The sequence below is a fragment of the Acinetobacter sp. Root1280 genome (genome assembly GCF_001425285.1).
Taxonomy (GTDB): Bacteria; Pseudomonadota; Gammaproteobacteria; order Pseudomonadales; family Moraxellaceae; genus Acinetobacter; species Acinetobacter guillouiae.
Genome location: NZ_LMED01000023.1, coordinates 334,820 through 346,962, shown reverse-complemented (window position 1 = coordinate 346,962; position 12,143 = coordinate 334,820). Strand labels below are relative to the sequence as shown.

10 protein-coding genes are annotated in these 12,143 nt (G+C 38.0%); 2 read left to right on the top strand and 8 right to left on the bottom strand.

Annotated elements, in window-relative coordinates:
• The first annotated feature begins 31 nt into the window (after positions 1–31).
• Positions 32–1,597: a CoA-acylating methylmalonate-semialdehyde dehydrogenase gene (locus tag ASC84_RS15595; protein ID WP_056516407.1), complete on the top strand. Its 1,566-nt coding sequence runs from the start codon at positions 32–34 to the stop codon at positions 1,595–1,597.
• A 99-nt stretch (positions 1,598–1,696) separates the two neighbouring features.
• On the top strand, positions 1,697–3,088 hold the full coding sequence (locus ASC84_RS15590; protein WP_056516404.1) for an amino acid permease: 1,392 nt from the start codon (positions 1,697–1,699) through the stop codon (positions 3,086–3,088).
• Positions 3,089–3,262: 174 nt separating this feature from the next.
• Here ASC84_RS15590 and ASC84_RS15585 read toward each other — a convergent pair whose 3' ends face one another.
• From ASC84_RS15585 to ASC84_RS15550, 8 genes are all read right to left on the bottom strand, one after another.
• Positions 3,263–4,357 (bottom strand): AraC family transcriptional regulator, encoded by a 1,095-nt coding sequence (locus tag ASC84_RS15585; RefSeq protein ID WP_056516401.1) that lies wholly within the window; start codon positions 4,355–4,357, stop codon positions 3,263–3,265.
• Positions 4,358–4,607: 250 nt separating this feature from the next.
• A complete protein-coding gene (locus ASC84_RS15580) occupies positions 4,608–5,156 on the bottom strand; it encodes a fimbrial protein (protein WP_056516399.1) in 549 nt (182 codons plus the stop codon).
• 9 nt (positions 5,157–5,165) lie between these two features.
• Positions 5,166–6,176 (bottom strand): fimbrial protein, encoded by a 1,011-nt coding sequence (locus ASC84_RS15575; protein WP_056516394.1) that lies wholly within the window; start codon positions 6,174–6,176, stop codon positions 5,166–5,168.
• A gap of 11 nt (positions 6,177–6,187) precedes the next feature.
• On the bottom strand, positions 6,188–8,806 hold the full coding sequence (fimD, locus tag ASC84_RS15570) for an outer membrane usher protein FimD (protein ID WP_056516391.1): 2,619 nt from the start codon (positions 8,804–8,806) through the stop codon (positions 6,188–6,190).
• Between the two features lie 5 nt (positions 8,807–8,811).
• Positions 8,812–9,513, bottom strand: a complete 702-nt coding sequence (locus tag ASC84_RS15565; RefSeq protein ID WP_004722216.1) for a fimbria/pilus periplasmic chaperone — start codon at positions 9,511–9,513, stop codon at positions 8,812–8,814.
• A 19-nt stretch (positions 9,514–9,532) separates the two neighbouring features.
• Positions 9,533–10,018, bottom strand: coding sequence for a hypothetical protein (locus ASC84_RS15560; RefSeq protein ID WP_056516387.1), 486 nt, complete (start codon positions 10,016–10,018; stop codon positions 9,533–9,535).
• 52 nt (positions 10,019–10,070) lie between these two features.
• Positions 10,071–10,622, bottom strand: coding sequence for a type 1 fimbrial major subunit FimA (gene fimA / locus ASC84_RS15555; RefSeq protein WP_016539504.1), 552 nt, complete (start codon positions 10,620–10,622; stop codon positions 10,071–10,073).
• 850 nt (positions 10,623–11,472) lie between these two features.
• A complete protein-coding gene (locus tag ASC84_RS15550) occupies positions 11,473–11,934 on the bottom strand; it encodes a hypothetical protein (protein WP_056516384.1) in 462 nt (153 codons plus the stop codon).
• Positions 11,935–12,143: the final 209 nt, after the last annotated feature.

The following is a 12,143-nucleotide window of genomic DNA, read 5'->3' as shown; positions in this document are numbered from 1 at the left end:
TAAACACGGAACAAATAGACAAGGAAAGGTAATGAACAATTTAGAAAATTTTAGTGGTGGCGAGTTGTCTAATACTGAGACAGCTGAAGCAGTACAACCGATCACGCTGCTTGGGCATTTTATTCAAGGGGGACTTGTAACCAAGACCTCAAGAACACAAGCTGTATACCATCCAGCAACAGGCAAGATCAGCAAAGAAGTTGCGCTTGCCGATACTGCATTGGTCAATCAGGTGGTTCAAATTGCACAACAGGCTTTTCCAGCATGGCGTGATACCCCTGTGATTAAACGTGCACGAGTGATGTTTAAGTTTAAACAACTGCTAGAAGAGAATGCTGAAAAACTTTGTGAGTTGATTGGACAAGAACATGGAAAAATTTGTCATGATGCACAGGGCGAGTTACAACGCGGAATTGAAAATGTTGAGTATGCATGTGGTGCACCTGAGTTTTTAAAAGGTGAATACTCAAAAAATGTTGGCCCAGATATTGATTCATGGAGCGAATTTCAACCTTTAGGCGTGGTTGCCGGGATTACACCTTTTAATTTTCCAGCGATGGTTCCATTGTGGATGTTTCCAATGGCGATTGTTTGCGGGAACTGCTTTATTTTAAAACCCTCTGAAAAAACCCCATCAGCAGCATTATATTTGGCAGAATTACTTCAACAGGCAGGTTTACCCGATGGTGTGTTTAACGTCATCAATGGTGATAAACAAGCAGTGGATGCCTTATTACATCATCCAAATATTCAAGCGATTAGCTTTGTTGGTTCAACCCCGATTGCTGAATATATTTATCGCACAGCAACCTCGGCAGGCAAACGCTGTCAAGCCTTAGGTGGCGCAAAAAATCATGCCATTATTATGCCTGATGCAGATATCGATAATGTAGTGAACTCATTATTAGGTGCAGCTTTTGGCTCATCTGGTGAACGCTGTATGGCTTTGTCTGTTGCAGTGGCAATTGGCGATGAAATTGCTGATCTGGTGATTGAAAAACTTAGCCAAGAAATGCAACAACTCAAGTTTGGTCATTATGCAAATCAACAAAATGACTTTGGACCGCTCATTTCTCAAGCACATAAAGATAAAGTTCAAGCTTTTATCCAAAGTGCTGAACAGCAAGGTGCTAAAATCGTTGTCGATGGTCGTGATGCCAAACCTATCGGCTATGAAACTGGATTTTTTGTTGGCCCGACGCTAATTGATCAGGTTTCATCAGACATGACCAGTTATCAGCAAGAAATTTTTGGTCCTGTTTTACAGGTGATTCGTGTAGAAACCATGCAACAAGCGATGCAGTTAATCAATGATCATGAGTATGGAAATGGTACCTGTATTTATACCCGTGATGGGGAAGCTGCACGCTATTTTACCCATCATATCCAAGTGGGAATGGTCGGGGTAAATGTGCCATTGCCTGTACCTGTTGCATATCATAGTTTTGGTGGCTGGAAGCGTTCGTTATTTGGTGACTTGTATGCTTATGGGCCAGATGGAGTACGTTTCTATACACGCCGTAAAACCATTACCCAGCGTTGGCCAGCTACACACGTTCGTGAAGCAAAGCAGTTTTCAATGCCCACTTTAAATTAATTTTTGCTGTATAGAGGGAAGGTCATCGATTTTCTCTCTTTTGAATAAGGATTTAATAATGTAAATCACGATTTTAAAAGTATTTTTAAGGAATAAAATATGAATGGTGTTAAAACAACAAAATTAGGTGAAGGACTTTCCAACCGACATATCACGATGATTAGTATCGGTGGCGTTATTGGTGCAGGTTTATTTGTCGGCTCTTCAGCTGCAATTGCTAAAGCAGGTCCTGCTGCTGTACTGGCTTATATTATTACCAGTATTATCGTTTTTCTGGTGATGCGTATGCTCGGTGAAATGGCCGTTGCACAACCAGATACAGGTTCATTTTCTACCTATGCACGTAAAGCAATTGGCCCTTGGGCAGGCTTTACTGTGGGTTGGTTATATTGGTGGTTTTGGGTATTGGTAATCCCCATCGAAGCAATTGCTGGTGCTGAAATTTTACATGCGTGGTTTCCTCAAGTTTCCAGTGCTATTTATGCTTTTGCTTTTATTATTTTACTCAGTTTAGCCAATTTCTTTAGTACTAAAAGTTTTGGTGAGTTTGAGTTTTGGTTTGCTTTAATTAAAGTGGTTGCGATACTGCTGTTTATTGTGATTGGTGCATCAGCTGTATTTGGGCTTTGGCCTTTGGCGCGCGATGTCAGTGGTGTGGGGCATTTATTTTCAAATGGCGGTTTTATGCCGCATGGTATGGGTGGTGTTCTTTCGGCTATTTTAATTTCGGCGTTTTCATTTTTTGGTGTTGAAATTCTGTCGATTGCAGCGGCAGAGTCTAAAAATCCACAAGAGAAAATTAAACGTGCCACCAATTTAGTGCTGTATCGCATCATTTTATTCTTTGTTGTTTCGATTTTTCTAGCAGTGGCTTTAGTCGATTGGCGTTCGCCTGATTTACAAAAATTAGGGACATTTCAGTATGTCTTGGTCAGCCTCAATGTGCCGCAAACCAAATTGATTATGGACATGGTGGTGTTTATCGCGGTGGCAAGTTGTATGAATGCGGCTGTATATACCTCTTCACGGATGCTGTTTGCATTGGGTGCACGTCAAGAAGCACCGAAAGTTGTGACTAAAATTAATGATGCAGGTGTACCAACGATCGCAGTGTTTGCTTCAACCTTTGTTGGACTGATTTGTTGCGCCGTGAATTATATGTTCCCAGGGCAAGTTTTTGGATTTTTACTTTCAACAACGGGTTCAATTGCCTTGGTGGTTTATTTAGTCATTGCTGTGTCACAACTACGCTCAAGAGCTAAACTGGAAAAAATAGGCGCTCAAGTGACCTTTAAAATGTGGTTATTTCCTTGGCTGACGTGGTTTGTCATCGTGGTGATTATGAGTGTATTGGGCTATATGTTTTTATCGCCTCAATATAGTTATGAAACGACTTTGTCTTTAGGGGTAACCTCCATTGTGGTGATTTGTGGTCTGATGGTGACACGCAAGAATAAAACCGCGAAGTGTATGGCCGTCCATTTGGATTAAATCATCATTAAACAGCGCAGAACAAGCAGCAAACTTTGTAGGTTAAGGGGAAAACCAACACTACAAAGTTTGTTTTTTATGTATGGACTTTTGCTTTCATCATGCCAGTCTATAAAAAGAAAACAATAACTTAAGTTGGATGTTCTAGGTTATTTGAGCGAGATTTGGCTTATTTTAGCTGAGTTGAACATCAGGTGTACTGAGCTCCGTTTCAAAGCTTTCATTTACAGTATGCTTTTCATTTACATCTAATTTTTTATTGATATTTTGCTTTCTCCACGTAGAAGGAGAAACGCCATTCCAAGCTTTAAAAGCACGATTAAATGAGGTTTGGTCCTTATAGGCAAGTAAAAAGGCAACTTTTGTGATGGATAAGTTTTGATTTTGGAGATATTTCTTGGCTAGATTTTGACGAATATTACTGAGTATTTCTTTAAATGAAAGGTCTCTATTTTTTAAATATTTTTGCAGTGCTCTCGCAGAAATATTTAATGATTTGGCAATAGAGTGAATTTGCACATTATTATTTTCAAGTGCTTGTAGCATACTCAGATTAACCAATTCTAAGAAAGAATCCTCCTGAGGCATTTTACTGAGTAATATGTTGGCATGATTCAACAATATTTCTAAAAGAATAGGGTCATAATATTTTAATTTGGTTTCCAATAGAGAATTCGGTATGACAATCCGAGTTTGCTTTGTATTAAATTTAATCGGGCAATTGAACAGTTGTTGGTATTTTTTTGTGTCATTGGGTTTGGGTATGGCAAGTTCTAGACAATGAAAAACACTTGCATCTGAATCGGTCAGTTGTTGTAAGTGGTGAAAAAGACTAGACACTTGTATTTCTTCAACGATGGTGGTTTCTTCTAGATATAAACCCACTTGTAAATATGCAGGTTTATCCCATGAGATTGAAAAGTGGTTTTCCTCAATAAGCACTTTTTTGGGAATATAATTAAACCAAAGCTTTTCGTATTGAGACAGTATTTCAATATAATCAAATAATGTATCACTCGACTGAGCCATATAAGCCACAATGCCGATATGTTTGGGCTGAACCAAAGCACCGATGTCTAATCCAATACCCACTTGGGGATATTGTTTGTTGATTTGTTTTATTCTTTTGAGCCATTCGCCAAACGGTAGCTGATCATTGAGTGGATATTCAGCATCGCTTGAAACATCTAAGCCTTTTTTTTTACAGAAATCGTCTAATAAAAGTGCCATTCCTTTATTAACACTTTTTATTTTAAAAAAAGTTTTCATGAATTCTCCCAATATTCATTCGATGTTTCTGTGTATTTATTTTTTATTTAAAGTAATCAAAGATTTGTCGTTATGTGTGAGGTCTTCATTTTTCTTTAAAGCAATGTGGGAATTTGAATGATGAAAATAGATAAAGTCCTCCGCTATTTTTTATGCCATTCAAATGAAAAGGATGAGTTCCTAACCCTGTGCTTTAAAAAGTTTGAATACTCAATCGTATTAACCGTCAATAATAAATCGTGATATATGCTCAATCATATTGAATAGAAAACTGAGCATTTGCATTTGCAATCCCTGCGAGGGCTTGTGCTTTGGTCACGATATAATTTGCATAAAAGAGTGCCGAAACATTGCCATTGATGTCTGTGCTAAAAGCTTCGCTTTTCTTGCCTAAAGGCAATCTTTTTTTATCTTGATCTCGGATTTCTATGGCAATATTTTCAGCTTTATTGGTTAAGGCATCGAGCGCTAAAAGTTCAGCATTTTCGTTATTTCGAGGCCCTTCAAAAGTGATGGTCACAGATCCATTCGGGGGACAGTTACTCATCTCAAAATGAATCGGGGTTGGTTTTGATTGACTACCGATATTGGGTAAGTCTTTGCTCGCAACGCTTCCAAGCTGAATATATTTATCCTGTTCAGAACTTAATACGCCACAGGTTGCTGTCGTCACGATTCCTGAAAGCTCAATATTCACCCGACCTAGCTCTACATTGGTATTTTGAGCATGAGAGAGCTGATGAATATTTAAACAACATATTATTGTGGCAGCAGCCATATATCTTGCTCTATTTTTCATTGTTGTCTCCTAATCAAAATCTACTCTGAGATATCCTCTAGACTTAAACGGACCAATTTCTGGTTTATTTCCAGTGATACTGACGGGCCAAGCTTTGATGGTCACATTTGCTGGCTGTTGTTTAAGATTAAATGGAATCACACTATTGATATTATTGGGCAACAACACATTGTCATTTTGATCTGACATCTTAAAGCCAATATCTGGATTATCTGAGATCATCATATCTCCAGTGGCTTTTTCAGCCTCAAGCCGAAGTGTCAGCATTGCTTGTGCATCAATATTGGTACATTGAATCGCTAAGGTATGACTTTGTTTATTGACATTGTTGGGTTTATTGCCAGGACCCGCCTGACTAAAGGCATAGGCTGGGATTTCCCCAAACTTAATTTCTAAAAAGTCACCTGTGCCAATTTTGCAGCTTTGTGGAACCGAAATAGAACCGCTGTAACTGATCTTATAAACAGGGATATTTAATGGATCTGCTGAACCCGTTGTCACGTAAACGGTAAACATGGTTTTTTTCGGGATAGGCACAAAATCAATAAAGGGTTTAATCACCTTGAGGCGGAAGGTAAAGTTTGAATCCCAAATACCAAAGGGTTGGCCTTTACTTACATTGGGATCTGTACCCATCTGTACATAATTTGCAGGAGGATAAAAATCCCCCGCAAAGCTATCGGTAATTTTCATGGCACCGACCAGATAGTCGTTGATCGGTAAGTATTTATATCGATCAATCGTTTCTATTACAGAGAGGTCGGAAACATAACTACGCATGGTTCTATTTCGACTAATATTGGAATTATGAGCCGGGCAAGTTCCATAAACTTGCGAAGAAAAATTCTTTTTAAGCTCTACAATTTTACCTACAGCGTTATTCGAGCTGCTGAAACTATTGGATAGATCATAAAAAACGTCATCCACCACACCATTCCCTTTACTGTTCCAACAGACAACTGCAAAGGATTGGGCTGAAGCAAGCAGCAACATACTGGAAATTAAAAGCTTAAATTTCATATGATCTCTCCTTATTGACATTCAAGATCAAATTGAATAACGGGTTTGCTGAGGTCCATGTCTGAAATATCGTAGTTTGCCAAACATTTTCCTTCAGCAGATTCGCCCCAATTCACTTCCAGGGTACCTTTGAGCGGAAGCCCAGTTAAATAAACCCGGCCATCGTCTGCAACGATGCTGGTGGCTGAACTTTCCTTTTCGATCACACTACTTGCATACGGTATAAACTTGCCGTTATGGGATAAGGTGATGAGTGCTCGTACACCTAAACTGGTGTTAAACGTTGCTCTGGCAATTGCCCCTTTGATTGGGACGACATTTTCAACGTTATTGCTGATTTCGAGATTATTACTGAAAGTATTTGAATTGAGTGCAACACGATTGGCACGATACTCAGTGGCATAAGGAACGATGGCATATCCACGCCAATCGGTTTTAACGCCGGTATAGTTTTCGATATTTACACCTTTGGCACCGGGTGCTTTAACCAAAATTGAGGTGCTACCTAAAGGCTGACCAAAGGTAATACCATCACGGTGCGCTAAAATACCGCCAGATGCGTTATAGGTGAATTGATTTGAGTTCTTTTCGTAGCTATAACCTGCACCTACCGTACCGTAACTACCATTGTAATTTAGGCTGACTGAACCAATATCACCTTGCTTACTGACTTGTCCCTGATTGATGCTATAACTTAAATTACGATCTTTCAGTAAGGTGCCACTTAAACCTGCCATATAGGACTCATTACCGTTTGAATTTTGTGTGGTCGAAAAAGTGCTATATGCATTTTGGATTGGATGATTGCGGAAATTCGCTTTCGGCCATAGCTTGTCCAATGGGAAGGACAGATTCATGGCATACATGGTGTCACTTTGATTAATCTCAGAATATTTGTTACGACTGACTGAGAATGAATAATTCAGTGCTTTCCATGAGTTTGCATAACCCGCTTGAACCCATTCATTTTTTTTGTTGGTATCCCAATAGGTTTGCTGATTGCCGGAGACAAATAAAGAACCATAGTTTCCAAGTGAATGCGAGATATTGACTTCAAAGCGACCTTTTTTAGAATTATATAAGTTGTAGTAATCTGTAATGATCGGGGTATTGGCTTGATTTCCGTCTTGAGTTTCGGAAACGTGATAACCACTCATACGATTATAAGCAACATCATTTAAGGTATAGAAACCCTTGGTCGAATATCGATAGCCCAATAACTGGAAGGTTGTTCCAGAACTTAATAATGATTTTGAATATAAAAAGCGCAAAGACTGTCCACTGCTCGAGGATTGATCTGCCAACTCACTGTCCGCATGGGTAAGGTCAAAAGATAAAGCCCCATAATCTCCTAGGTTGGCACCTAGACCCACCAATGCACTCTTATATTTATCTGACAATTGCGTCCCAGCATAAACGGAAATACCATTTTTTAAACCGTGAATTGCAGTTGCCTGTAACAATGATGGATTATCTTGAGAATCCAATCCACTACGGTACTCACCAATCACCAGACTGTATTTTGTGCGTCCTTCACGTTGTAAAACAGGAAGGCTTGAATAGGGCACTTGAAAGCTTTGAATCGAACCGTCATTTTCTTCAATCGTAACCAAAAGGTCACCGCTGATTGAGGTTGGATTTAAATCTTGGATAAGGAATGGTCCGGGTGCGACATTTACCTGATGGATCACAAAACCATTTTGTTTAATCACCACTTTTGCATTGGTTTTTGCAACCCCACGAACGGTAGGCGCATAGCCTTGCTGACTGTCAGGATACATTGCCTCAGAAGTCGACAAATGTGCGCCACGGAAACCAAAGCTGTCAAAAATTTCGCTACTTGTTGAACCGTCACCAATTACCAGCTGGCTTTTTAAAGGAATAATGGTTTTTTGTACATAGGTATTTAAATTATTCCATTGATTTGTGGTTTTACCGTTGTGTGAATTGGCGTTAAAACTGCCTGAATGTCGGAACTGCCATGAGCCAATATTGAGTCCATTATCCAGACGTAAAAATAAACTGTTGGTATCTGTTTTAGAGTTGTCATAACCCGAAATATTATAGTTGGTATAAAAGCCGTTGATCCCTTCATCCCATTGATCGGGTGGAATATAGCCGCGAATTTGGTTGCGTAAAGACGCTTGCGGCAAACTGATCAATAATTTTTGTTTATCAAATTGAAAGTGGCTGTTTGCACCTTCAATAATTGAAATAAAATCCACACATTGTGGGTTTGAGCTAGACAATTGCTCGTATTGGGCAATATTGACTCCAAATCCTTGCAATGTTTTGCTGTCTAAACACGGAAATAAACCAGTCGTATCTTGAATGCCTGATTTTTCAATAAAATTGATGTCGCGGGTAAACGCATATTGATCGTTGACATACACATCAACCCGGTAAACACCAGGCAATTGATGGGTCGATTTCTCAAATCTGCTCAAATCAGAAATTTGTGAATTGGATAAGTTATCTGTTAAAAATGCAGGGTTAAAAACCTGTTCTGCATGACTGGTTCTTGGGACTACGATTGAAATCAGCATAGTCACTGCGATACCCACTGGATATCGCTTGATATTTCTCCTTACGCATACAACACTGTATGGCATTGAAAATAGACTATTCATAATTATTACTTCAGTTCTAAATCAACTTTAGCCGTTAAACCACCGTAATCATTGACCGTTTGATAACTCAGCTTATTGCCTGAAGTCGCTGAAATTTTTGTTTGGGCAAATGGACTTGCCATCACATTTGGCACTTTTTGGTTATCAACAAAAACGTTCACAAAAGAAACATGATATGGAGATGGATTATTCACCATGATTCCTTCTGCTGATTTTGAAAACTTAAGTGTTTCTAATGCGGCTTCAGGTTTAGTTTTTAGATTTATCGGTCTTACAAACAGTTTGATTCGAGATAAAACAGCAAGTTGTAAAATATTCTTGTCAATCAAAGTCGATTTATCAATCGAAGGAATTGCTTTGACATTGACCCAAAATACCGACTCTCTATCTTGGGGTAAGTTGGTAGCAACATTGACAATTCTTAATGTATTTTCGCTATTTGCTTCTGCGACAAATAAGGGAGGAGTAATCAGAAAATCTTTTGATTTTTCATCTAGATTATTTTCAATCCACGAGTTAATTAAAAAGCGTTCTTTATTGTTGCTGTTGACAATCGCTAATGAAACTTGCTTGGCATCGGTTGGGTAAATAACACGAGTTGCCCCAAGTGATATACCCCCAATAATATTGTTATTGGCTAAGCTGGTGGATGCTAAGCAGGCTAAGGTTATACTAAGAACACCATTTTTAAATAAGTTCAGTTTCATATAAGTCCTTAGAATTCATTTATGGATAAAAAACAGAAATTAAAATATTCGATGCTTGAGCGGATGGCTTTTCTGAGGTTTGGTTGAGGAGAATACCAATCCTATTTTTAGCGAAACTGTCATAACGTTCAGGTCGATCAATTTGTCGAATAAATTTCTGATCCAGACGGGGCTGTTCAAAATCTTGAATGTTTAATTCTTTATTAATATCAAAATCATTTCTTGCTTTTGGATCTGTATAAAACATCTCATGGGTTGGTTTATTTTGTTCAGATAGACCAATGGCGAGATTGTCGTAGATGCTTACAGGGCATAATGAAAAATTGATTTGAATTGGAGAATTGGGAGTTTTAATAGATACAGCAGCATTATTCTCAATCAAGATTGAGCAGCTTTGATTTATCAAAACTCCCTGAAAATGAGCTCTTCCACCAAATACATAACTTTCTGCGTAAATATGAGTACTTACTAATATTCCAACAATCAGGGTTATATACTTTTTCATGGTAAATAAGCTCATGTAATCAAATATTTAATAATTATCTTAAGTAGATAAATTATTCATATTTCACTACAAAAGTTGCATCAGCATTTGCTTGACCTGGTGTAGATGCACCAGTCGCAACATAACGAGCGCTGAATTGAAGTGTGTTATCACCAGTGATCAATGTTTTAGGTGTAGAGAAACTAGCACCAGTAACACCTAAGATTTTTGAAGTGTCATCAGCAATCTCAATCCCTACATTTGTTGCAGCAGTAGAGTTTGTACCACCAGCAGCAACTGAAAGTAAGTTTGCATTAGACGTTACAGACTGACCATAAAATGCAACAGCAGCAGTTGCTTGAACTGTTGGATCACAGTCAACAAGTTTGATTTGGAACGGTACTGGAGTTGTTTTATCGCCAGCAACAGCTAAACGTGCAGTACGGTATTGACCTAAATCAACAGTTTGATTTGAAGATTCTGTACTTACAGCACATGCTGCATTTACGATTTCACCAGTAAAATGTACTGTTCCACCGTTAACAGTTACAGGATCAGCAGCGAAAGCTGAAACAGAAAGCGTTAAAGCAGATAAAGTTGCAGTACTTAATAGAGCTAATTTCATAGTAAAACCCATTCATTTTAGAAGGTTGATTTTTAATATTTATTTAAAATCATTTTTTATGATTTCAATAAATTACACTTAGTCGCACTGTTTAATAAAATAGTAATGTACTTAAATAAATGCATGGTTATAGTGACGTACATCACAATAGATAACTTTGTATTTTGTGCATAATTAATTTGTATTTGGCGCCCTTATCATTTTTTATGAAAAGTATATGAATTAATATGATTAATCTGAGGGCTTGGTTTAGATGTGCTGTGTACAGTGTTGTTGCTTATTATTGATATAAGTGAGTACGGTTTTTTGATCAAAAATGCTCATTGAATGGGTAGGTATAATATTTTATGTAAGTTGAATTTTATTTAATATCAATTATATATATGGTTAAAATAAGATGGTAAAAGTATTTGTGACGGACTGTTCTTATTGTATATGTGCTTTAGGGTGCTTATAGCTTAGATTTGGGATGATGTGATATGACGGATGCTTGAAGCAGTGATTAAAAGCCGAGGAGTTCAGTTTTTTGAGAATATGATTAATTACTCGCTAAGAGGTAAAGCACTTAAAAGTGACATATTTCATAAAATTCACAGTTAATCATAAAAAGCAGTTACTACATACAATCAAGCTTCACTGATTGAGTTTAAGTATGAAAATTTAAACTGCTTTGACTATTGTGGTTGGATCATCGTGTATAGGTCGTTATCGGCAGTTCGATTGTTAAAAGATGATTATAACTAGATCACAAAACGAGCTCGGAAGCCAGACTTACCCTATAAGCTTCTGCTGCATAACAATAGCAATCAAAACTAGACGATTTATACAACGGTTGATTGTGTATAGCGCTTTATTTTTTTATTTGAGATGGTATTCCAATTTGCGCAGCCAAAGGCGAGAAAATCACTTTAATTGGAGAGTTAGCCTGACTTTGCTGTACATCAGGCCCTATATAATTCTTGCCTTGAGATGTTGCAAAACTACGATGCCACGCACTAAGTTCAGTGTCTGACAGCCACGCTATATGCAAAGCATTATCCTTTGCGCCAAAGTCGATGGTTCTTACATCGAATTGCGCCAAAGCATGAATAAATGAACGACATTTTTCAGTTTCACCTTTTTTCAGAACTGAAATCTGAACTTGGGTTGCGCCACCAAACATTACATCATTGGCTCGGCACTGAAGAACTTCCACATGAAAACGTCCATCAGGAGAGGGCAGATCTCTTATCAGCTTATTTACCGTGCTGGATTGGCATGCTGTTAATACGATGGGCAATATCAGTAAAGTACATATCCTTGTCAGTTTCATTTTATTCCTTGCTATGTAAATACATTACGATTTTTGTTTTATCGCTTTATTCAAATCGGTCAGTCTGCTTTTAGCCAATACATGGAATGCTTCAGTTGAATTGTTTTCACAACTTCGGCGGGTCATCATATCGTGTTGCATGTTTACTGGCGATTTAATTAAGGATGATGTGGTTAAGTTTATCTGTATTTTGCTGTTTTAAAACATGT